We start from the raw sequence: 21430 nt of genomic DNA on the forward strand, positions 1-21430 counted from the left end.
TTGCTATCCCATTTTGACATTAATGTTTTGGACGTTTTGCGATCTCTTCATCGCGTAAAACCCGACGTAAAATCTTGCCAACATTAGTTTTTGGTAGTTCGTCTCGGAACTCAATTTCTTTTGGCACTTTATAGCCTGTGAGATATTGACGACAATGGTTGCGAAGTTCATCACGAGTTAAACTATCGTCCTTTTTCACCACAAAGATTTTTATCGTTTCGCCAGAAACTGCGTGAGGAACACCAATTGCCACAGCCTCAGCCACTTTGTAATTCAGCATAACGACATCTTCAATTTCATTTGGATAGACATTAAAGCCAGAAACCAAAATCATATCTTTTTTACGATCCACAATGCGTAAACTATATGATTCATCCATAATGACAATATCGCCAGTTGCCATCCAACCGTCTTTTAACACTTCACTGGTTGCTTCAGGTCGTTGCCAATAACCTCGCATTACTTGATCGCCTTTCACCCATAATTCGCCAGCTTCGCCAATTTTTGCATCAGAGCCATCATCTTTAATGATTTTTATATCTGTATTTGGCACTGGCACACCAATAGTGCCATTATGTTTCACAACATTAATCGGACAAGCAGAGATCAATGGCGAACACTCCGTCATTCCATAACCTTCAATGATGTTACAGCCCGTTAATTCGTGCCAACGTGTTGCTACAGACTGTTGAATAGCCATACCACCACCAACAGAAAGTTTCAACGCAGAAAAATCAACTTCTTTGAAATTTTCATTATTTAACAAGGCATTAAATAAGGTATTTACACCAGTGATTGCTTCAAAACGGTATTTTTTCAACTCTTTCACAAATCCTTCAATATCTCTCGGATTAGTAATTAAGATCGCCGTGACGCCTAATTCCAAAAATAATAAGCAGTTTACCGTTAAGGCAAATACGTGATAAAGAGGCAAGGCTAAAATAGCTGAACGAGTGCGAGAATGATCGCCAATAAATGGCTCTGCAATCCATTTTGCTTGGAATACATTGGTTATAATATTTCCGTGCGTCAGCATTGCACCTTTCGCCACGCCTGTTGTGCCGCCTGTGTATTGTAAAAAGGCTAAATCCTCACGCGATATTTCTGGACGAACATATTGGCGATATTTACCAATACTCAATACTTCACGGAATGTTACTGCGTGCGGTAATTTGTATTTCGGCACGAGTTTTTTCACATATTTCACAACAAAATTAACCAAAGTACGTTTACCAAATGAAAGTTGATCGCCCATTCTGGTAAGAATAACGTGTTTGACATTAGTATTGAAAACAACTTTTTCTAAGGTAGAAGCAAAATTTGATACCACGACAATCGCCACCGCACCACTATCTTGCAACTGATGTTCTAATTCTCTCGGTGTATAAAGAGGATTGACATTTACTGCAATTAAGCCAGCACGCAAAATACCAAAAAGTGCGATGGGATATTGCAGTAAATTTGGCATCATTAATGCCACGCGATCGCCACGTTGAAGTTTAAATTCATTTTGCAAATACGCGGCAAATGCACGACTGCGTTCTTCTAATTTACGGAAAGTAAGTACTTGCCCCATATTAATGTAAGCGGGGCGATCTGGATGTTCACGCACTGCTTTGTCGAACATATCCAAAATAGATTCATATTTTGAGGTATCCAAAAATTTTTCAGAACCTTCTGGATAATTTTGAAACCAAATTTTTTCCATTTTTTATCCTAATTTGTTGGAAAATCTTTAAGATTTTATCATTTAATTCAAATAATAGTGAATTTCAGGCTGAACATACCAAGGGCGATGTCTCCATCTAAAAAATCCCCAATCATCGTCTTCATCCCAATCATCTGTTGGATACTCATAGATGGTACTGAGTGTCCAAATACGGTATTTATCCGCTTGAACAACAGGATAAGTATAATCAGCTTGTTCTATTTTGCCTTTCTCTGTTCCTGCTAATTGACCACCCACCGTAATATAGCGTTCTTTTAAATTTTCAGGCTCCACAAAACCGTTGAAATAGACGATAAAGCGACCATCGGATTGAAATTCAACAAATGGTTTACCTGAAATTGATGATACGGGTAAACTTAACACTTCAATTTTTGTTTGATTTGCTAAAACGGTAGTATTGACAATTTTTCCTCCAAGTCGAACCGTTTTACAATGGCAGGTTAAATCCTGAGGAGAAATCTCGCGATAGGAATTAATAGAGAATCGCTCTTTTTCTAACCCTTTTGGTGGTGCAATACAGCCCGTTAATCCGAAACAAAGTGCGGTAAAAAATAAGGTTATTTTTCCTTTCATTTTCTATTCTCCTATTATTTAAACTTATTCACGTCCTGGTAATTTTTTCCAAGTAACCTCGTTTCGCAAATAAATCGGTTTAATCTCTAAAGCTGAAATTGTGCGTTTTTGCAAAAATTCTACTCGCGCAAGTTCTAACATATATAAGGCATTAGGTAATTCTATATCTGAGCCAGTTAGATTTTTTTCAGTAAATTGAGAATAAGCAGCCCAACCAGTCCCAACTCTAAATGCGTTATCATTTTGAAGCTGGTTAATTGCTTGTTCTGGGGAACAAACTTGTTCGCTAATGATTTCTCGCCATTGAAAAAACTCTGCGAAATCTGACCGCACTTTTTCTCTCACTAATTGAGAAAAATAGACTTCATTCATTCTGGCATCAATTGCGGCAACAACATTTTCTGCTTGATGTAATTCAAATGCCGCCTGTGCCATTGCGGTTAAATTTGAAACTGGAATCACAGGTAAACCCGCCCCAAACGCTAAACCTTGTGCAATCCCAGCACCAACACGAACTCCAGTAAAACTACCTGGGCCACGCCCAAAGGCAAGCGCATCAACTTGATTTAAACCGACCCCCGAATTTGCCAAAATTTCATCAATCATAGGCAAAATTCGTTTAGTATGAGTGCGTTGTGCAAGTTCATTAATATGTGTTTTTTCGCCACGATGAAATAAGGCGACTGAACAGGCTTCAGTAGAAGTGTCCAACGCCAATAAAGTTAAATTTTGCATTATTTATTCTCGTTTATTTATTTTGTAAGAATTGTATCACTTTGTTGAGATCACGGGTACGACTTGAGTTAGGTAAACTTTTCAAAAAAGTTTCGCCATAATTCCGCATTACTAATCGATTATCACAAATAATTACAACGCCACGATCTGTAACATCACGAATTAAACGTCCTACGCCTTGTTTCAAGGCAATTACCGCTTCAGGAATTTGAATGTCGTTGAATGGATCGCCACCTTGTAAACGACAATCCTCAATGCGAGCTTTCAACAAAGGTTCATCTGGCGCAGTAAAAGGAAGTTTATCAATAATGACTAAAGAAAGTGCATCGCCGCGTACATCTACACCTTCCCAAAAGCTAGAAGTTGCCACCAAAACGCTATGCGTTTCTTTTATAAATTGCTCGAGTAATTTGCCTTTTGAGGTTTCGCCTTGTAATAAAATCGAAAGATGACTTTTTTCACGGAAGTATTCTGCTAAACCACGCATCATTGAATAAGAAGTGCAAAGAACAAAGCAACGCCCTTTGTTTGCTTCAATCACGGGTAATAACATTTCGCCTAGTGAATTTAATGTATTCACTTGATTAGTATTTGGCAAATATCGAGGCACACAAAGCAAAGATTGTTCAGGATAATTAAAGGGACTATATAAAATTTTTTGTGTCGCGTTTTCAATGCCTAAACGTTGGCAGAAATGATTAAAAGTTCCCCCCACTTCTAATGTCGCAGATGTGAATATCCAAGCGGCTTCTTTCGCTTCAAGCTGAGCACCAAATTTATCTGCTACTGTCAATGGCGTAATATGTAAACCAAACTGGCGACCATTTCCTTCATACCAATAACAATAACCCACAATATTTGTTTCAGATAAACGCTTAAGCTGAATTTTAATGGATTCAACACGCTCAAAAATACTGTCTAAAGTTTGAGAACGACCAAGCGATAATTTAATTACCTCAGCTAAAAAATCTATTTTCTCTTGTAATAATTCAAAGGCTTTTTTCACCGCACTTTGCCTGTAAAGCTCACGCCAATTTCCTCGAACATTACTCCCATTACCCAGTAATAAGCGAAAATCTTGTACAACCTTCAGTAAGGTATCAGATGTTGTGCCAAGCTGTTGCATATCTTTGAGTTCTGTGCGATAGACAATATTAATATCTTTGCATAAATCAAAAAGCTGGCGTGATGTTAAAGATTGACCAAAATATTGACTGGCAATATCTGGTAACTGATGAGCTTCGTCAAAAATAATCACTTCTGCATTTGGAATAAGTTCGCCAAAACCACTTTCTTTCACAGCCATATCTGCAAAAAATAAGTGATGATTAACCACAACCAAATCAGCATTTAATGCTTTTTTACGTGCATTTGCCACATAACATTCTGAATAATTAGGACAATCTGTTCCTAAACAGCTTTCCGCCGTACTCGTCAGTTGTGGAATAATAGGACTATCTTCTGCAAGCTCAATACATTCTGTGAAATCGCCTGTTTTAGTACTATTGTTCCATTTTCGTACTTTACTTAGTTCAGCTAAAACAGACTTATCGCCAAGCACACCTTGAGCAATTACTTGATCTAAACGCTCTAAACAAAGATAGTTTGCTCGACCTTTTAGCAACGCAATTTTTCCCGTGAAATTAAGGGCTTTTTTAATAGCAGGCAGATCTCGATTAAAAAGCTGATCTTGAAGATTTTTAGATCCTGTAGAAATAATGGTTTTTTTACCAAAAACTAAAGCAGGCGCAAGATATGCAAAGGTTTTTCCTGTACCCGTTCCTGCTTCAATAACAAGGGAAGATTTATTTTGAATTGCTTTACCAACAGCATATGCCATTTCAAGTTGTTCAGTTCGAGGACGAAAACCTTTGATATTTTGGCTTAATTCGCCATTTAGTGAGAAAATATTGGCAATTTGATTTTCGTAATCCATTTAGTAAAACATATTTTTAAAGTCAATAACCGTTAAGATTGTCGCATAGAAACGCTAAATATCAAGAATAAAAATACTGCTGGTTTAAGATTACATAGAGGCTATTTTTAAAGAACGGTTATGCTTTGAATGGTTTTTGCTCAATTCAAAAGGTTAAAAATGATTTGCCATTACCTTATCTTTTGCTAGTCAGGCTAAAAGTGCGGTAAAAATTTTGGATGTTTTAAAATGAATAAAATCTTATTGAGTTTTTTCATAGATATCTTGCTTATCCCAAAAACTGGTTCTAGAATACATGGTTTATTGCAATCAATCGGGTAAGAATATGCTGGGAAATTGCTTTTCTTTTCCTGTTCGTGTGTATTATGAAGATACTGATGCAGGTGGTGTGGTGTATCACGCTCGTTATTTGCATTTTTTTGAACGAGCAAGAACAGAATATTTGCGTATATTAAATTTTACGCAACAAACCTTACTAGAGGAACAACAACTCGCATTTGTTGTCAAATCACTCGCCATTGATTATTGCGTGGCAGCAAAATTGGATGATTTACTTATGGTGGAAACAGAAGTTTCAGAGGTAAAAGGGGCTACAATCCTTTTTGAACAGAGACTGATGCGCAACACCCTGATGTTATCAAAGGCTACTGTTAAAGTAGCCTGTGTTGATCTAGGCAAGATGAAACCTGTGGCGCTTCCCAAAGAAGTTAAAGCTGCATTTAATCACTTAAAATAACTTTTCGGAGTATGCAATGACTGCAGAATTGAATTTTTTAGATCTTTTTCTAAAAGCAAGTATTGTTGTGCAACTGGTAATTGTGATTTTGATTTCTTTCTCAATCATATCTTGGGCAATTATCATTCAATGTAGCCGTATTTTAACGAATGCCTTAAAAGAAGCGCATACATTTGAAGATCGTTTTTGGTCAGGAGAAGATTTAAATAAACTTTATGAAGGGCTATCTAATCGTCGCGATGGATTAACGGGAAGCGAACAAATTTTTTGCGTGGGATTTAAAGAATTTTCACGTTTAAAACAAGTAAATCCAGACGCTCCTGAAGCGATTATTAAAGGCACAACGCGCGCGATGAATCTTGCGATGAACCGTGAGATTGAAAGCTTGGAAAATCGAGTTCCATTCTTAGCCACAGTGGCATCTGTTAGCCCTTATATTGGTTTATTTGGTACTGTTTGGGGAATTATGCACGCTTTTATGGCATTAAGTGGTGCAAAACAAGCAACATTACAGATGGTAGCACCGGGTATCGCCGAGGCCTTGGTTGCCACTGCAATTGGTTTATTTGCCGCAATTCCAGCGGTAATGGCTTATAACCGTTTAAGCTTACGAGTGAACGCAATTGAGCAAGATTACGTTAACTTTATTGATGAATTTACGACGATTTTACACCGTCAAGCCTTTGGTAAAGCCCCTCACTAAAAATAGGGAAAATTGACCGCACTTTAAAGAAAAAGTGCGGTAAAAATAAGTTAAAATTTTAGAGGAATATATGGCTCGTCGTCAGCGTAAAGCAATTAAATCTGAAATTAATATTGTGCCTTTTTTAGATGTGCTTTTAGTTTTAGTGTTAATTTTTATGGCAACCGCCCCTATTATTAGTCAAAGCGTTCAAGTTGAATTGCCTGATTCTGTGCAAAGCCAAGAGGTTTCTAATGAAGATAAAGTGCCTGTAATTCTTGAAGTTGCAGGTATTGGGAAATATGCGATTTCTATTGGCGGAGAACGTCAAGAAGGTTTAACAGAAGAAATGGTTACTCAATTATCTAGACAGGAATTTGATAAGGATAATAATACACTATTTTTAGTAGGCGGAGCTAAAGAAGTGCCTTATGAAGAAGTGATTAAGGCATTGAATTTACTTCATCTTGCAGGCATTAAATCTGTAGGTTTAATGACAAATCCCATTTAGCTAAGTAGGTAACACGTGCAAAATAATCGACAAAAGAAAGGAATCAATGCTTTTGCTATTTCTATCCTTTTGCACTTTATCTTGTTTGGCTTATTGATTTTAAGTTCACTTTATCACACCGTTGAAATTATGGGTGGTGGAGAAGGTGAAGGAGATGCAATAGGGGCAGTGATTGTTGATACGGGTACGGCTGCTCAGGAATGGGGGCGTATTCAACAACAAAAAAAAGGGCAAGCGGATAAACAAAAACGCCCAGAACCTGTTGTGGAAGAAAAACCACCTGAGCCTAATCAAGAAGAGATTAAGCATCAACAAGAAGTTCAACGACAAGAAGAGTTAAAACGTCAGCAAGAACAACAACGTCAGCAAGAACAGCAACGTCAGCAAGAAATCAAAAAACAACAAGAGCAAGCTCGTCAAGAAGCGTTGGAAAAACAGAAGCAAGCTGAAGAGGCTAGGGCTAAACAAGCTGCTGAAGCTGCAAAATTAAAAGCAGATGCAGAGGCTAAACGTTTAGCTGCTGCGGCAAAACAAGCTGAAGAAGAGGCTAAAGCGAAAGCAGCAGAAATTGCTGCTCAAAAAGCAAAACAAGAGGCGGAAGCTAAGGCGAAACTAGAAGCCGAAGCCAAGGCAAAAGCCGCTGCTGAAGCTAAAGCAAAGGCTGAAGCTGAGGCAAAAGCGAAAGCAGAAGCTAAAGCAAAGGCTGAAGCTGAGGCAAAAGCAAAAGCTGATGCAGAAGCTAAAGCGAAAGCCGCTGCGGAAGCAAAACGTAAAGCAGATCAAGCAAGCCTAGATGATTTCTTTAACGGCGGGGATGTTGGTGGCGGCAGTGCATCTAAAGGGGGAAACACTAATAAAGGTGGAACTCAAGGTAGCGGTGCTGCACTTGGCTCTGGCGATGGTGGTAAGGTTGGGGATCAATACGCAGGCGTAATTAAGAAAGAGATTCAACGTCGTTTCTTAAAAGATCCAAGTTTTGCAGGAAAGGTTTGTCGTATTAAAATTCAATTAGGTCGAGATGGCACGATCTTGGGCTATCAAAAAATTTCAGGCCCTGATGATATTTGTTCAGCGGCATTAAGTGCGGTGGCTAGAACGAAAAAAGTTCCAGCTGCGCCATCAGATGAAATTTATGAAAAATATAAATCGCCAATTATTGACTTTGATATTCGATAATTCTTTATAAAAATTTATTGTTAAATTTTAAAGGTAACAAAATGAAATTATTAAAACATTTAGTGGGCGTATTCGCGATTATACTTGCTATTACTCATAATGTATTCGCTGGTGATGAAGTACGCATTGTCATTGATGAAGGGGTTGATGGTGCGCGCCCTATAGCTGTCGTACCATTTGTTGGTTCTGCACCAGAAGATATTAGTAAAATTGTTGCAGATGATTTACGTAACAGTGGTAAGTTTAATCCTATTGCAGTGTCTCAAATGCCTCAACACCCAACTTCAGCAGCTGAAGTAAATCCTGAAGCTTGGTCGAATATTGGAATTGACGCAATTGTAATTGGACAAGTGATTCCATCGGGTAACGGTTATAGTATTACTTATCAATTAATTGATACGGTTGGTGCATCAGGTACGCCAGGGGCTGTATTAATGCAAAATAGCTATACGGTGACAAATAAATGGTTACGCTATGGTGCGCATACTGTGAGTGATGAAGTTTTTGAAAAATTAACTGGGATCCGTGGTGCCTTTAGAACTCGTATCGCTTATGTTGTGCAAAAAAATGGCGGTTCGCAACCTTATGAAGTTCGTGTAGCAGATTATGATGGCTATAATCAATTTATCGTCAATCGTAGTGCTCAACCAATTATGTCTCCAGCTTGGTCTCCAGACGGCCAGCGTTTGGCTTATGTATCGTTTGAAAATAAAAAATCACAACTTGTTGTACAGGATTTGAATTCTGGTACGCGTAAAGTAGTGGCATCTTTTCAAGGGCATAATGGCGCGCCAGCCTTTTCGCCAGATGGTTCTCGTTTAGCTTTTGCTTCTTCTCGTGATGGCGTTCTGAATATTTACGTTATGGGAGCAAATGGCGGTACGCCTACTCAATTGACGAGTGGTGCGGGTAATAATACTGAACCAGCGTGGTCGCCAGACGGAAATTCAATTTTATTTACATCCGATAGAAGTGGCTCGCCACAGGTTTATCGAATGGATGCAAACGGTGGTAGCGTAACCGCAGTGGGTGGTCGCGGTAGCGCACAAATTAGTGCAGATGGAAAAACACTTGTGATGATTAATGGTAACAATAATGTAGTTAAACAAGATCTCACAACGGGCGTTTCAGAGGTACTTAGTACATCTTTTCTAGGCGAAAGCCCAAGCCTTTCTCCAAATGGAATTATGATTATTTATAGTTCTACACAGGGCTTAGGAAAGGTGCTACAATTGGTTTCTGCAGATGGTCGCTTTAAGGCGAGCCTTCCAGGAAGTGATGGCCAAGTGAAATTTCCAGCTTGGTCTCCATACTTAACTAAATAAAAAACTCATTTAGGAGAAATCTAATGAACAAATTTGTTAAATCATTATTAGTTGCAGGTTCTGTAGCTGCATTAGCGGCTTGTAGTTCCTCTAACAACGATGCTGCAGGCAATGGTGCTGCTCAAACTTTTGGCGGATACTCTGTTGCTGATCTTCAACAACGTTACAACACCGTATATTTTGGTTTTGATAAATACGACATCACCGGTGAATACGTTCAAATCTTAGATGCGCACGCAGCATATTTAAATGCAACGCCAGCTGCTAAAGTATTAGTAGAAGGTAATACTGATGAACGTGGTACACCAGAATACAACATCGCATTAGGTCAACGTCGTGCAGATGCAGTTAAAGGTTATTTAACTGGTAAAGGTGTTGATGCTGGTAAATTAGGCACAGTATCTTACGGTGAAGAAAAACCTGCAGTATTAGGTCACGATGAAGCTGCATATTCTAAAAACCGTCGTGCAGTGTTAGCGTACTAATTCTTGGTATTTCTAATACTTGAAAAACAGGATCCATTTTTTATTGGATCCTGTTTTGTTTTCATCGTTTGTAATTTAACCAATTAGCTTGAAAGAATGAATTTATTCTTTTGATTCTAAAATAAATGCGTTATCATTAACTCATCGACACAGTGGGTCGTTAGCTCAGTCGGTAGAGCAGCGGACTTTTAATCCGTTGGTCGAAGGTTCGAATCCTTCACGACCCACCACTCTCTGATTTAGTTGTCCAGTTGGGTTGTTAGCTCAGTTGGTAGAGCAGCGGACTCTTAATCCGTCGGTCGAGAGTTCGAGCCTCTCACAACCTACCATTCTTATTTCTATTCTTCATCTCTAATTTAAATTTCTTTAATTTACTTAAATTCTTGACTATTTTTAGCGGTTATTATGGTAGAATATCCCTAAATTTTAGTCGGGCATCATTATGTTGGAAAATATTCGTATTGTTTTAATTGAAACTTCTCATAGCGGTAATATTGGTTCTGCGGCTAGAGCAATGAAAACGATGGGATTGAATCAACTTTGTCTTGTATCGCCAAAATCTATTGACGAGCAATCTTATGCACTTTCTGCAGGTGCGGAGGATATAGTCAAAAATGCAATGATTGTAAATAGTTTTGATGATGCAGTAAAAAATTGTTCGTTAGTTATTGGAACAAGTGCGCGTTTACGTCATTTGCAAAATACCTTAATTGAGCCGAGAGAATGTGCAGATAAAGTGATCGCACATAAAGGCAAGATAGCTATTGTGTTTGGTCGTGAACGTATTGGATTAACCAATGAAGAATTGTTGAAATGTCATTATCATTTGAATATTCCAGCTAATCCTGATTATTCTTCTTTAAATTTAGCAATGGCTGTGCAGTTGGTAAGTTATGAATTGCGTATGGCTTTCTTAGTTCAAAATAATAAGAAAAATTCACTTTCTTTAATAGAGAAAAACTATCCAACAGCAGATCAGTTAGCTTATTTTTTTGACCACACAGAACGTATATATCAATCTCTTGGATTTGTTCAAAATCAAGGAGTTATGCGTAAATTAAAGCGTTTATACTATCGTGCGAAATTAGAGAAAAACGAATTAAATATTTTAAATGGCATGCTAAGTGCGGTTGAAAAACGAATTGATTTAACAAATGAGGATAATTGACTCAATTAGTCAGATATGTAAGTATTGCACCATTAATTTTTAGGGATTCTTTATGAAACTTACTTCAAAAGGTCGTTATGCAGTTACAGCCGTTTTGGATATTGCTTTAAATGCAGATGGCGGGCCTGTAAGCCTTGCGGATATTTCTGAACGCCAACATATTTCCTTATCTTATTTAGAGCAACTTTTTGCTAAATTACGTAAAGACGGTTTAGTCAAAAGTGTTCGCGGACCCGGAGGGGGTTATCAGTTAGGGCTACCAAGTGAACAAATTTCTGTAGGAATGATTATTGCAGCAGTAAATGAAAATATTCACGTAACGAAATGTTTGGGGCGTGAAAATTGTAAAAATGGTGTGGAATGTTTAACTCACGAACTTTGGGAAGATTTAAGTTTACGTATTGAAAGTTTTTTAAACGAGATTACCTTAGCTGAGCTGGTAAATAAGCGTAATGTAAAGCGTCAATCTCATCGTGATTTTAACAATTTGTTAGTTAATCAATAAAAAGGATAAGCCGGATATTTTTCAAATAAAAAAAGTGCGGTTATATTTAGCATAATTTAGGAGTGAAAATGAAATTACCTATTTATTTAGACTACGCAGCGACCTGTCCAGTCGATGAACGTGTTGCGAAAAAAATGATGGCGTTTCTAACCATCGATGGCACATTTGGCAATCCAGCCTCTCGCTCACATAAATTTGGTTGGCAAGCAGAAGAAGCTGTTGATATTGCACGTAATCAAATCGCTGATCTCATTGGCGCAGATTCTCGTGAAATTGTCTTTACTTCTGGCGCAACAGAATCTGACAACCTCGCAATTAAAGGTGCGGCACATTTCTATCAAACTAAAGGTAAACACATTATTACCTGTAAAACTGAACATAAAGCAGTGTTAGATACTTGCCGTCAATTAGAAAGAGAAGGTTTTGAAGTAACTTATTTGTCTCCAGAAGCTGATGGTTTAATTGATTTAGAAAAATTCAAAGCTGCGCTTCGTCCAGATACAATTCTAGCTTCAATTATGCACGCTAATAATGAAATTGGTGTGTTACAAGATATTAAAGCTATTGGTGAGCTTTGTCGTGCAAATAAAACAATTTTCCATGTGGATGCAACGCAAAGTGTTGGTAAAGTTGAAATTAATTTGGAAGAATTAGCTGTTGATTTAATGTCGATGTCTAGCCATAAACTTTACGGGCCAAAAGGTATTGGTGCATTGTATGTTCGTCGTAAACCTCGTGTACGTTTAGAGGCGATTATTCATGGTGGTGGTCACGAACGTGGTATGCGTTCAGGTACATTACCTGTTCATCAAATCGTAGGAATGGGAGAGGCATATCGAATTGCAAAAGAAGAAATGGCATCAGAAATGCCGCGCTTAAAAGCACTTCGTGATCGTTTATATAATGGCTTAAAAGATATTGAAGAAACTTATGTAAATGGTTCAATGGAACATCGTTTAGATAGCAATTTAAATATTAGCTTTAACTATGTTGAGGGCGAATCCTTAATGATGGCGTTGCGCGATATTGCAGTATCTTCTGGTTCTGCTTGTACATCTGCTAGTTTAGAGCCATCTTATGTATTGCGCGCACTTGGCTTAAATGATGAATTGGCGCACAGTTCAATTCGTTTCACATTAGGTCGTTATACTACTGAAGAAGAAATTGATTACACAATTAATTTAATGAAAGGTGCGGTAGAAAAACTTCGTGCATTATCGCCATTATGGGATATGTTTAAAGAAGGTATTGATTTAAATACCATTGAGTGGTCTGCTCACTAATATTTAGTTGCCATTATCTGACAATGGCATTTGCTAGAATTGAAAAAAGGAAAGTTAAAATGGCTTATAGCGAAAAAGTAATTGATCATTATGAAAATCCACGTAATGTGGGATCATTAGACAAAAAAGATAGCAATGTTGGTACTGGAATGGTCGGTGCGCCAGCTTGTGGTGATGTTATGCAACTACAAATCAAAGTAGATGATAATGGCATTATTGAAGATGCAAAATTCAAAACTTATGGTTGTGGTTCTGCGATTGCATCTAGTTCATTAATTACTGAGTGGGTAAAAGGCAAATCTTTAGAAGAAGCAGGGGCTATTAAAAATAGCCAAATTGCTGAAGAATTAGAATTACCGCCAGTGAAAGTGCATTGCTCTATTTTAGCAGAAGATGCAATTAAAGCAGCAATTGCTGATTATAAAGCAAAACAAGGCGAATAATGTGAAAAAGTGCGGTCAATTTTGACCGCACTTTTAGCGGTGTTTGGGGGATAGATGGGTATTACATTAACAGAAAAAGCAGCTCAGCGAGTGAAAGCCTTTTTGGATAATCGTGGTAAAGGTATTGGATTACGTTTAGGTGTGAAAACATCAGGTTGTTCTGGCTTAGCTTATGTACTTGAGTTTGTAGATGTTTTAAATTCAGAAGATCAAGTTTTTGAGCAGCACGGTGTTAATATTATTGTCGATCCAAAAAGTCTCGTTTATCTCAATGGCATTGAACTGGATTATGTAAAAGAAGGCCTAAATGAAGGCTTTAAATATAATAATCCAAATGTAAAAGAATCTTGTGGTTGTGGCGAAAGTTTCCACGTTTAAGGTAATAATCTGATGTTAAATCCTTTTCAAATTTTTGATTTACCCGTTGATTTTCAGCTGGATGAAAAAGCACTAAATGCACATTATTTAAAATTACAAAAGGCTCTACATCCAGATAATTTTGTCTCAAGTAGTGCGTTAGAACAACGCGTTGCGATGCAAAAATCAACCGAAGTGAATGATGCCTTAAAAACGTTAAAAGACCCAATTTTGCGAGCTGAAGCGATCATTGCTCTTAATACTGGTGAGCAGTTAGATCTTGAACAAAAAAGCACGCAAGATGTGGCGTTTTTAATGCAACAGTTACAGTGGCGAGAACAATTAGAAGAAGTTGAAAGCCAGCAAGATGAAAGAGCATTAAATGCTTTTGCGAAAGAAATTAAACAAGAAACTCAATTATTATTGACCGCACTTTTTGAGAGTTTGAAATCTCAAGAATGGGCGAGAGCATCTCAATACTGTGATAAATTACGTTTTACCCGTAAACTTTCTGAAGAAATTGAGCGTGTGGAAGAACGAATTTTTGAATTAGATTAAATGTAGGGGCAAATGTAATTTGCCCCTACGAGATGTGAATAAATAACACTATGCAAACTCTTGAACAGCTCACTAGTCCAGAACATTCTGCTTGGATAATCATTTCCCAATGGATTGATAACGCTCGCAATCATTGTGAAGTAATTAAAAAAGATCAATCCAGTGCGGAGCGTGAGCTTTTTACTATGCAAATGCCAACATCCTCGCCAATGGGCGCAGTAATCTATGAAACAGGTGGAATTTTAATTCATTATGGTTGGTTACGTATTTTAGGTTCTGGAAGTTTTAAATTACCGCGTGGCTTGATGGATTGGAATTTCAGTAAATCTTTTAGTGAGTCAGGCGAAAAACCAAAATATTTATTAGTTGCAGATGATGTGATTGGTGGTTATTTTGCGTTAAATGGTGGTTCGTTAGGCGATAATATTGGCAAAATTTATTACTATTCGTCAAAAGATCTTACTTGGCATAATTTAAATTTTACTTACACAGAATTTTTAGCTTGGGCATTGAATGGCGATTTAGAGGCCTTTTATCAAGGACTATTTTGGCAAAATTGGCAAGATGATGTAAAACAATTAGATGGTAATCAAATTTTTGTATTCACGCCTGATTTAAACCAAGACAGAAAAATAGCAATTGATGAACGCCAAAAACAGGAAGTCAATATTGAAACCCATTACCAAGCAAGCTTTGCAGAAAAAAATAAATTTGATTTGGCGTATTCCGCCGCATAACTAGTAGAAAAAAGTATATGGCATTATTACAAATTGCAGAACCCGGACAAACAGCGGCTCCACACCAACATCGTTTGGCGGTAGGAATTGATTTGGGAACAACTAATTCTTTAGTAGCATCTGTGCGTAGTGGAAAATCCGTGATTCTTAATGATGAACAAGATCGTAGTCTTGTACCATCAGTTGTTCATTATGGCGTTGCAGAAAAGAAAGTTGGTTTGGAAGCTTTTGAACAAGCATCACTTGATCCCCAAAATACAGTGATTTCAGTCAAACGCTTAATTGGTCGAAGTCTTGCAGATGTGCAATCTCGTTATCCTAGTTTGCCTTATGAATTTGTAGCAAGTGAAAATGGATTACCTTTAATTGTTACAGCACAAGGGCAGAAAAGTCCAATTGAAGTGTCTTCAGATATTTTGTCGCGTTTAAATCATATTGCCGAACAACGCCTTGGCGGAGAACTTTCTGGTGTTGTGATTACAGTTCCTGCTTATTTTGATGATGCTCAACGTCAAAGCACTAAAGATGCTGCGCGTTTAGTAGGGCTAAATGTATTACGTTTATTGAATGAACCTACTGCAGCTGCACTCGCTTATGGATTAGATAGTGGGCAGGAAGGCATTATTGCGGTTTATGATTTAGGCGGTGGCACATTTGATATTTCAATTTTACGCTTATCAAAAGGTATCTTTGAAGTTTTAGCAACGGGGGGAGACACTGCATTAGGTGGAGATGATTTTGATCATTTAATTGCAGATTGGGTAATAGAACAAACTAAGCTAAAACCACAAACAGCAAATCAACAGCGTGAGTTAATAACCCTTGCTAACCAAGCTAAAATTACTTTGACTAATGAAAAAAGTGCGGTTATTTCTTGGCAAGATTTTTCAGTAGAAATTTCGCGGGAACAATTCAATGAATTAATTTATCCGCTTGTAAAACGTTCATTGCTAACTTGTCGTCGGGCATTGAAAGATGCCAATGTGGAATCCGAAGAAGTGCAAGCGGTGGTAATGGTTGGCGGTTCAACTCGTGTGCCTTATGTAAGAGAACAAGTTGGCGAGTTTTTTGGTAAAACACCATTAACCTCAATCGATCCTGATAAAGTTGTGGCACTTGGTGCTGCAATTCAAGCAGATATTTTAGTCGGGAATAAAACTGATTCTGATATGTTATTGCTTGATGTTGTACCACTTTCTTTAGGCATTGAGACGATGGGCGGATTAGTGGAAAAAATTATTCCACGTAATACAACAATTCCTGTAGCTCGTGCGCAAGAGTTTACTACTTTCAAAGATGGACAAACGGCAATGACTGTTCATGTGCTACAAGGCGAACGAGAGCTAGTGGATGATTGTCGTTCTTTAGGACGCTTTACTCTACGAGGTATTCCGCCAATGGCAGCGGGTGCAGCCCATATTAGAGTGACTTATCAAGTGGATGCAGATGGTTTATTAAGCGTTACAGCGATGGAAAAATCGACAAAAGTACAGTCTTCAATACAAATTAAACCATCTTATGGCTTAACTGATGAAGAAGTAACCGCAATGATTAAATCCTCTTTTGATAATGCGCAAGAAGATTTGCAAGCACGTGAATTAGCCGAGCAGCGTGTGGAAGCAGATCGTGTTATTGAAAGCGTAATTGTTGCGTTACAAGCAGATGGGGCTGAATTGCTTAGCACAGATGAATTTCATCATATTGAAACTGTGTTAAAACAATTAATGGATGTAAAACAAGGTTCAGATCGCGATGCAATTGCACAAGGAATTAAAGCCTTGGATACTGCTACCCAAGAATTTGCAGCACGTCGAATGAATGCATCGATTAATAAAGCTTTGACAGGCAAAAATTTGTCAGATATTGAAAAACCGTAAAACTGCGGTCAGATATTAAATAATTTTGAGGAAAGTATTATGCCAAAAGTGATTTTTTTACCTAATGAAGATTTTTGTCCTGAAGGTATGGTCGTTGATGCTGCAACAGGAGATAACTTATTAGAAGTTGCTCACAATGCGGGAGTAGAAATTCATCATGCTTGTGATGGTTCTTGTGCTTGTACAACTTGCCACGTGATTGTTCGTGAAGGGTTTGATTCTTTAAATGAAACGAGTGATCAAGAAGAAGATATGCTAGATAAGGCTTGGGGATTAGAAATGGATAGCCGTTTATCTTGTCAATGTGTCGTGGGAAATGAAGATCTTGTGGTAGAAATTCCAAAATATCACCTTAATCACGCAAATGAGGCTGCTCACTAATGAAATGGACAGACGCCCAATTAATTGCAGAAGAACTTTACGATCGTAATCCAGATTTAGATCCAAAAACCGTTCGTTTTACTGATTTACATAAATGGATTTGTGAACTTGAAGATTTTGACGATGATCCGAATAAATCAAATGAATCAATTCTTGAGGCTATTTTATTAAAATGGTTAGATGAATTTGAATAATCAGAAATTTGATTGAAAAAATACCCGCACTTTGATGCGGGTATTATTTTTTAAAGGTTGTTTAATTTCATTTTTGCCATTTGTTGTTCTAATTGGCTACCACTTTGTTGTGCTTGCTCAAAGCTGTTTTTCGCCGCAACTTTATCTCCTTTTGCAATTTGGATATCGCCAGTTAAAATCGCTTTGCGAGCATTAAAACTTTCGCCTTTCACTTGGTTTAATGTGCTTAAAGCATTATCTAATTGACCCAATTGAAATTGCACCGCACTTAGACGTAATGCAACAATAGATGTTAATACTTCATCTTGAGATTGGGTTAATGCTTGGTTTAAATTTGCTTCTGCTGCTGAAAAATCTTGTTTTTCAGTGGCTTTTTTCGCTTCATCTAACAAAGCAAAGACAGCGTATGCCGTTTTGCTGTTAGCTTGCACAAATTGTTCTATATTTGCTTTTTTAGCCTGTTCGTCTTGTTGCACAGAATTAATTAAAGCATCATATTGTGCGGAGGCTTGAGCGATTTGTTCTGCTTGGTGGGCTTGCCAATAACGCCATCCAAACATACCGCCCACACCTAAGATAAAGGCGACAATAATTGTTTTGCCATTCTCTTTCCACCACTCTTTCAACTGGTTAATCTCTTGTTCTTCTTCAATGGAATAAGCCATATTTTTCCCCTTTTAAATTAAAATTGAGTTTGAATATAGTCGATTATATTCACTAAATCTAAGGTTTGCTGATCTGCACCACCTTGTAAGTGTTTAACAACGACTTGTTTATTTTGGACTTCGCTTTCGCCGATAACTAATGCTAATGTTGCACCAGATTTATCTGCACGTTTAAATTGTTTTTTAAAATTGCCACCAGAGCAGTGCAACATAGTATTTAAGTGCGGTAATTCTGAGCGTACTTTTTCCGCTAATTCAAAAGCGGCTAATGTTGTGCCTTCGCCTTGATAAACAACATAAATATCCACCGCACTTTTAACAGGAACATTTGGATTAACTTCTTGTACCAACAAGACTAAACGCTCTAATCCCATCGCAAATCCGATGCTTGGCGTTGCGTGTCCGCCAAGTTGTTCCACTAAACCGTCATAACGACCGCCGCCACACACGGTACCTTGTGCACCAAGAGCAGAGGTTACCCACTCAAATACAGTTTTGTTGTAATAATCTAAACCACGCACGAGTTTAGGATTAATTTCATATTGAATATCAACAGCATCTAATAATGAACATAATTGTTCAAAATGCTCACGGCTTTCATCATCTAGATAATCAAGTAATTTTGGCGCGTTATCCAATACTTTTTGTAATTCTGGATTTTTGGTATCCAAAATACGCAATGGATTTTTTACCAAGCGATCTTTTTCTTCATCGCTCATTAAATCTTGATGGTTTTCTAAGAATCCAACCAACGCAGAACGATAATTTGCTCGTGCTTCTAAAGAACCAATAGAGTTAAGTTGAAGTGTAACATATTGATCGATACCTAATGCTTTCCATAAACGATAGGTAAGCATGATTAATTCTGCATCGATTTCTGGATTTGCAATACCGAATACCTCAACACCTGCTTGATGGAATTGACGGTAACGCCCTTTTTGTGGACGTTCATGACGGAACATTGGCCCGATATACCATAAGCGTTGTTCATTATTATAGATCCAACCGTGTTCAATGGCTGCTCGCACACAACCTGCTGTGCCTTCAGGGCGTAAGGTTAATTGTTCATTGTTATCCCAAAATGTGTACATTTCTTTTGAGACAACATCAGTTACTTCGCCGATTGCGCGCGCAAATAATGGCGTGCTTTCTACAATTGGCATACGCACTTCCGAATAGCCATAACTATTTAATACATTGCGTACTTGTGCTTCAATCCATTGCCATAATGGAGATTCTGTTGGGGCGCAATCGTTCATACCACGAATTGCTTGAATTGTTTTTGCCACGAGCTTTCCTTAAATAATTCTGTTTTTTGGATCTTGTCGTGCGATTTTCGCACGAATTTTTGCTTCTAATTGGTTCACTATATCTTCGTTATCAAAACGCTCTTTTTGACGTTCGCCGTCAAGATAATAACCGCTTTTTTTGTTACCACCCGTTACGCCGAGATCGGAGACGAGTGCCTCGCCAGGACCATTCACTACACAGCCGATAATCGATACATCCATTGGTGTAATAATATCTTCAAGGCGTTGTTCTAGTGCATTTACTGTGCCGATCACATCAAATTCTTGGCGAGAACAAGTTGGGCAAGCAATAAAATTAATGCCACGAGAGCGAATTCTTAAAGATTTCAAAATATCAAAACCGACTTTGATTTCCTCTATAGGATCTGCCGCCAAAGAAACGCGCAGCGTATCGCCAATGCCCTCAGCTAATAACATTCCTAAACCCACCGCAGATTTTACTGCACCAGCGCGTGCGCCACCTGCTTCTGTAATGCCTAAATGTAAAGGTTGTTTAATTGCTTTAGCCAGTAAACGATAAGATTCGACCGCTAAGAATACATCGGAGGCTTTTACGCTCACTTTAAATTGGTTGAAATTTAGGCGATCTAAAATTTCTACATGACGTAATGCGGACTCTAATAATGCTTCTGGTGTTGGTTCGCCGTATTTTTCTTGCAGATCTTTTTCCAAAGAGCCAGCGTTTACGCCAATACGAATCGGAATATTTTTGTCACGAGCACAATCAACAACGGCACGGATGCGATCTTCACGACCAATATTGCCAGGATTAATACGTAAACAATCCACGCCATATTCTGCGACTTTTAACGCAATACGATAGTCGAAATGAATATCTGCTACGAGCGGGACATTCACTTGTTGTTTAATTTGTTTAAATGCTTCTGCAGCATCCATTGTTGGAACAGATACACGAACAATATCTGCACCAACACGTTCTAATGATTTAATTTGAGCAACTGTCGCTTCCACATCAGTAGTGCGAGTATTTGTCATTGATTGCACGGCAATCGGTGCATCCCCACCAATTGGTACATTTCCCACATAAATTTTTGTCGATTCACGACGCTTAATAGTTGGCTGAAAAGCTGACATTATTTTTCCTAAGGTTGTGAAAGTTTGAATTTTGCTACGCGACCATCCACTTTAAGAGGATAATTCTCGCCTTTGTAAGTGATGCGCACATTGCTTGGTGCGCCTACAATTAATGAAAATTCATTGCCATTAAAGGTTAATATTTCGCCTTGTTTATATTCTTTTTGTGCTAATACGTGACGGGCGTTATCTTTTACACTAATCCAACTGCTATTTGTCAAAATTTCAATCATTAAATCGCCTTTTGCTATAGGTAACGTTGGAGAAATACTTGGATTTTCGACCGCACTTTGAATGTCTGAAACTGATTTTTCATCGTTTTTGAGTAGTGAAACGCTATTTTCTTGTGCTATTTCTAGTAACACATTATTTGTTATTTCTACTGGTTGTGAGACTGGTGCTGCTGTTTCTGGTGCAGATTTATTACTTTCTTCTGTTGTCACAAGAGCGGTGGCAGGCTGATTGTTTTCGGTAGAGGCAACATAGCTTTGCACTAAATCATCGCGTTCTTGAGTATTTTGTTGATAACTTTGCCACCACCAAAGCCCTGTCATACCAATTACAATCACGAATACTATTGCGGTTAAACGCCCGATCCAACGATTGTGAGAAGAATATTGATTAACGGCACGGGTTGAACGTGCATTTTTCCCTAAATCATTTTTTTCGGTTTCAGCAAAAACAATATTTTCCCACACAGAATCTGGCAAACGTAAGAATTTTGCATAGCTGCGAACATAACCTTTGACAAATATAGAAGGCGTTGATTTTTGAATAAATTCATTATTTTCAAGTTGCTCTAATATAGAAGGGCGTAGCGTGATTTCTTTAGCGACATCTTCAAGAGAAAGATTTAAGGCTTCGCGTGTTTGACGAAAAATCTCACCAGGAGAAAGCACTTGCTCAGTAGTTGGATTCATAAATTTAATCAAATAATTAGGCGGTAAATAAGGGCTAAATTTTAAAGTC

General features: G+C 37.9%; 24 protein-coding genes and 2 tRNA genes. 18 read left to right on the top strand and 8 right to left on the bottom strand.

From position 1 onward, the window contains the following. Positions 1–19: 19 nt before the first annotated feature. Genes fadD through ACPT8O_RS03535 form a run of 4 tightly spaced genes read right to left on the bottom strand, consistent with a single transcriptional unit; the run spans position 20 to position 4973 of the window. The gene (gene fadD, locus ACPT8O_RS03520) at positions 20–1708 is read right to left on the bottom strand and encodes a long-chain-fatty-acid--CoA ligase FadD (protein ID WP_021035662.1); all 1689 of its coding nucleotides are present in this window, start codon (positions 1706–1708) and stop codon (positions 20–22) included. Positions 1709–1750: 42 nt separating this feature from the next. Further along, positions 1751–2302 (bottom strand): Slp family lipoprotein, encoded by a 552-nt coding sequence (locus ACPT8O_RS03525; protein ID WP_021035661.1) that lies wholly within the window; start codon positions 2300–2302, stop codon positions 1751–1753. A gap of 24 nt (positions 2303–2326) precedes the next feature. Continuing rightward, positions 2327–3037 carry a tRNA (adenosine(37)-N6)-threonylcarbamoyltransferase complex dimerization subunit type 1 TsaB gene (gene tsaB / locus ACPT8O_RS03530; RefSeq protein ID WP_021035660.1) on the bottom strand — a complete coding sequence of 237 codons (711 nt, stop codon included), beginning with the start codon at positions 3035–3037 and terminating at the stop codon, positions 2327–2329. Positions 3038–3050: 13 nt separating this feature from the next. Then, the gene (locus ACPT8O_RS03535) at positions 3051–4973 is read right to left on the bottom strand and encodes an ATP-dependent DNA helicase (RefSeq protein ID WP_021035659.1); all 1923 of its coding nucleotides are present in this window, start codon (positions 4971–4973) and stop codon (positions 3051–3053) included. Between the two features lie 325 nt (positions 4974–5298). On the opposite strand from ACPT8O_RS03535, the gene ybgC reads away from it, so the two are divergent. The 18 genes from ybgC to iscX all read left to right on the top strand — a co-directional run bounded on the left by ybgC (position 5299) and on the right by iscX (position 17391). Beyond that, a complete protein-coding gene (ybgC, locus tag ACPT8O_RS03540) occupies positions 5299–5709 on the top strand; it encodes a tol-pal system-associated acyl-CoA thioesterase (protein WP_005656389.1) in 411 nt (136 codons plus the stop codon). Between the two features lie 16 nt (positions 5710–5725). Continuing rightward, positions 5726–6412, top strand: coding sequence for a protein TolQ (tolQ, locus tag ACPT8O_RS03545; RefSeq protein WP_425613343.1), 687 nt, complete (start codon positions 5726–5728; stop codon positions 6410–6412). Positions 6413–6482: 70 nt separating this feature from the next. After that, entirely contained in the window at positions 6483–6902 is a 420-nt protein-coding gene (gene tolR, locus ACPT8O_RS03550; protein WP_005649190.1) for a colicin uptake protein TolR, read from the top strand. 15 nt (positions 6903–6917) lie between these two features. Next, positions 6918–8078, top strand: a complete 1161-nt coding sequence (gene tolA, locus ACPT8O_RS03555) for a cell envelope integrity protein TolA (protein ID WP_021035656.1) — start codon at positions 6918–6920, stop codon at positions 8076–8078. A 41-nt stretch (positions 8079–8119) separates the two neighbouring features. Then, positions 8120–9403, top strand: coding sequence for a Tol-Pal system beta propeller repeat protein TolB (tolB, locus tag ACPT8O_RS03560; RefSeq protein ID WP_041175377.1), 1284 nt, complete (start codon positions 8120–8122; stop codon positions 9401–9403). Between the two features lie 23 nt (positions 9404–9426). Then, positions 9427–9888, top strand: coding sequence for a peptidoglycan-associated lipoprotein Pal (gene pal, locus ACPT8O_RS03565; protein ID WP_005669131.1), 462 nt, complete (start codon positions 9427–9429; stop codon positions 9886–9888). Positions 9889–10042: 154 nt separating this feature from the next. Then, positions 10043–10118 (top strand) — tRNA-Lys (locus ACPT8O_RS03570). Between the two features lie 23 nt (positions 10119–10141). Continuing rightward, a tRNA-Lys gene (locus ACPT8O_RS03575) sits at positions 10142–10217 on the top strand. 113 nt (positions 10218–10330) lie between these two features. After that, positions 10331–11056 carry a tRNA (cytosine(32)/uridine(32)-2'-O)-methyltransferase TrmJ gene (gene trmJ, locus ACPT8O_RS03580; RefSeq protein WP_021035654.1) on the top strand — a complete coding sequence of 242 codons (726 nt, stop codon included), beginning with the start codon at positions 10331–10333 and terminating at the stop codon, positions 11054–11056. Between the two features lie 52 nt (positions 11057–11108). Further along, positions 11109–11561, top strand: coding sequence for a Fe-S cluster assembly transcriptional regulator IscR (iscR, locus tag ACPT8O_RS03585; protein ID WP_005659892.1), 453 nt, complete (start codon positions 11109–11111; stop codon positions 11559–11561). Positions 11562–11629: 68 nt separating this feature from the next. Next, on the top strand, positions 11630–12844 hold the full coding sequence (locus tag ACPT8O_RS03590) for an IscS subfamily cysteine desulfurase (RefSeq protein ID WP_021035653.1): 1215 nt from the start codon (positions 11630–11632) through the stop codon (positions 12842–12844). Positions 12845–12903: 59 nt separating this feature from the next. After that, complete coding sequence (gene iscU, locus ACPT8O_RS03595) at positions 12904–13287, top strand: Fe-S cluster assembly scaffold IscU (RefSeq protein ID WP_013527472.1); 384 nt, start codon at positions 12904–12906, stop codon at positions 13285–13287. Between the two features lie 54 nt (positions 13288–13341). Next, positions 13342–13665: an iron-sulfur cluster assembly protein IscA gene (gene iscA / locus ACPT8O_RS03600; protein WP_005649164.1), complete on the top strand. Its 324-nt coding sequence runs from the start codon at positions 13342–13344 to the stop codon at positions 13663–13665. Positions 13666–13677: 12 nt separating this feature from the next. Beyond that, positions 13678–14202: a Fe-S protein assembly co-chaperone HscB gene (gene hscB / locus ACPT8O_RS03605; protein ID WP_021035651.1), complete on the top strand. Its 525-nt coding sequence runs from the start codon at positions 13678–13680 to the stop codon at positions 14200–14202. A gap of 50 nt (positions 14203–14252) precedes the next feature. Next, positions 14253–14939: a DUF2625 domain-containing protein gene (locus ACPT8O_RS03610; protein ID WP_021035650.1), complete on the top strand. Its 687-nt coding sequence runs from the start codon at positions 14253–14255 to the stop codon at positions 14937–14939. 17 nt (positions 14940–14956) lie between these two features. Further along, positions 14957–16816: a Fe-S protein assembly chaperone HscA gene (gene hscA / locus ACPT8O_RS03615; RefSeq protein ID WP_021035649.1), complete on the top strand. Its 1860-nt coding sequence runs from the start codon at positions 14957–14959 to the stop codon at positions 16814–16816. Positions 16817–16855: 39 nt separating this feature from the next. Next, positions 16856–17197: an ISC system 2Fe-2S type ferredoxin gene (gene fdx, locus ACPT8O_RS03620; protein WP_425623341.1), complete on the top strand. Its 342-nt coding sequence runs from the start codon at positions 16856–16858 to the stop codon at positions 17195–17197. Then, positions 17197–17391 carry a Fe-S cluster assembly protein IscX gene (gene iscX, locus ACPT8O_RS03625; RefSeq protein ID WP_005659903.1) on the top strand — a complete coding sequence of 65 codons (195 nt, stop codon included), beginning with the start codon at positions 17197–17199 and terminating at the stop codon, positions 17389–17391. Before fdx ends, iscX begins: the two co-directional genes overlap by 1 nt. Before the next feature lie 50 nt (positions 17392–17441). On the opposite strand, the gene ACPT8O_RS03630 is transcribed toward iscX, so the two are convergent. From ACPT8O_RS03630 to ACPT8O_RS03645, 4 genes are read right to left on the bottom strand one after another with little or no spacing between them, the layout of a single operon-like run. After that, on the bottom strand, positions 17442–18056 hold the full coding sequence (locus tag ACPT8O_RS03630; RefSeq protein WP_005691752.1) for a YfgM family protein: 615 nt from the start codon (positions 18054–18056) through the stop codon (positions 17442–17444). 17 nt (positions 18057–18073) lie between these two features. Beyond that, the gene (gene hisS / locus ACPT8O_RS03635; protein ID WP_021035648.1) at positions 18074–19345 is read right to left on the bottom strand and encodes a histidine--tRNA ligase; all 1272 of its coding nucleotides are present in this window, start codon (positions 19343–19345) and stop codon (positions 18074–18076) included. Positions 19346–19354: 9 nt separating this feature from the next. After that, positions 19355–20461 (bottom strand): flavodoxin-dependent (E)-4-hydroxy-3-methylbut-2-enyl-diphosphate synthase, encoded by a 1107-nt coding sequence (gene ispG / locus ACPT8O_RS03640; protein WP_021035647.1) that lies wholly within the window; start codon positions 20459–20461, stop codon positions 19355–19357. A gap of 8 nt (positions 20462–20469) precedes the next feature. After that, the gene (locus tag ACPT8O_RS03645) at positions 20470–21381 is read right to left on the bottom strand and encodes a RodZ domain-containing protein (RefSeq protein WP_021035646.1); all 912 of its coding nucleotides are present in this window, start codon (positions 21379–21381) and stop codon (positions 20470–20472) included. Positions 21382–21430 lie beyond the last annotated feature (49 nt).

This window comes from Haemophilus sp. HN_Hi08, assembly GCF_049824455.1.
In the GTDB taxonomy this organism is placed as follows: Bacteria; Pseudomonadota; Gammaproteobacteria; order Enterobacterales; family Pasteurellaceae; genus Haemophilus; species Haemophilus influenzae_D.

Excerpts from the sequence above, each read along its gene's own strand:
- fadD (WP_021035662.1), bottom strand. The coding sequence starts at position 1,708 with ATGGAAAAAATTTGGTTTCAAAATTATCCAGAAGGTTCTGAAAAATTT.
- ACPT8O_RS03525 (WP_021035661.1), bottom strand. The coding sequence starts at position 2,302 with ATGAAAGGAAAAATAACCTTATTTTTTACCGCACTTTGTTTCGGATTA.
- tsaB (WP_021035660.1), bottom strand. The coding sequence starts at position 3,037 with ATGCAAAATTTAACTTTATTGGCGTTGGACACTTCTACTGAAGCCTGT.
- ACPT8O_RS03535 (WP_021035659.1), bottom strand. The coding sequence starts at position 4,973 with ATGGATTACGAAAATCAAATTGCCAATATTTTCTCACTAAATGGCGAA.
- ybgC (WP_005656389.1), top strand. The coding sequence starts at position 5,299 with ATGCTGGGAAATTGCTTTTCTTTTCCTGTTCGTGTGTATTATGAAGAT.
- tolQ (WP_425613343.1), top strand. The coding sequence starts at position 5,726 with ATGACTGCAGAATTGAATTTTTTAGATCTTTTTCTAAAAGCAAGTATT.
- tolR (WP_005649190.1), top strand. The coding sequence starts at position 6,483 with ATGGCTCGTCGTCAGCGTAAAGCAATTAAATCTGAAATTAATATTGTG.
- tolB (WP_041175377.1), top strand. The coding sequence starts at position 8,120 with ATGAAATTATTAAAACATTTAGTGGGCGTATTCGCGATTATACTTGCT.
- pal (WP_005669131.1), top strand. The coding sequence starts at position 9,427 with ATGAACAAATTTGTTAAATCATTATTAGTTGCAGGTTCTGTAGCTGCA.
- trmJ (WP_021035654.1), top strand. The coding sequence starts at position 10,331 with ATGTTGGAAAATATTCGTATTGTTTTAATTGAAACTTCTCATAGCGGT.
- iscR (WP_005659892.1), top strand. The coding sequence starts at position 11,109 with ATGAAACTTACTTCAAAAGGTCGTTATGCAGTTACAGCCGTTTTGGAT.
- ACPT8O_RS03590 (WP_021035653.1), top strand. The coding sequence starts at position 11,630 with ATGAAATTACCTATTTATTTAGACTACGCAGCGACCTGTCCAGTCGAT.
- iscU (WP_013527472.1), top strand. The coding sequence starts at position 12,904 with ATGGCTTATAGCGAAAAAGTAATTGATCATTATGAAAATCCACGTAAT.
- iscA (WP_005649164.1), top strand. The coding sequence starts at position 13,342 with ATGGGTATTACATTAACAGAAAAAGCAGCTCAGCGAGTGAAAGCCTTT.
- hscB (WP_021035651.1), top strand. The coding sequence starts at position 13,678 with ATGTTAAATCCTTTTCAAATTTTTGATTTACCCGTTGATTTTCAGCTG.
- ACPT8O_RS03610 (WP_021035650.1), top strand. The coding sequence starts at position 14,253 with ATGCAAACTCTTGAACAGCTCACTAGTCCAGAACATTCTGCTTGGATA.
- hscA (WP_021035649.1), top strand. The coding sequence starts at position 14,957 with ATGGCATTATTACAAATTGCAGAACCCGGACAAACAGCGGCTCCACAC.
- fdx (WP_425623341.1), top strand. The coding sequence starts at position 16,856 with ATGCCAAAAGTGATTTTTTTACCTAATGAAGATTTTTGTCCTGAAGGT.
- iscX (WP_005659903.1), top strand. The coding sequence starts at position 17,197 with ATGAAATGGACAGACGCCCAATTAATTGCAGAAGAACTTTACGATCGT.
- ACPT8O_RS03630 (WP_005691752.1), bottom strand. The coding sequence starts at position 18,056 with ATGGCTTATTCCATTGAAGAAGAACAAGAGATTAACCAGTTGAAAGAG.
- ispG (WP_021035647.1), bottom strand. The coding sequence starts at position 20,461 with ATGTCAGCTTTTCAGCCAACTATTAAGCGTCGTGAATCGACAAAAATT.
- ACPT8O_RS03645 (WP_021035646.1), bottom strand. The coding sequence starts at position 21,381 with ATGAATCCAACTACTGAGCAAGTGCTTTCTCCTGGTGAGATTTTTCGT.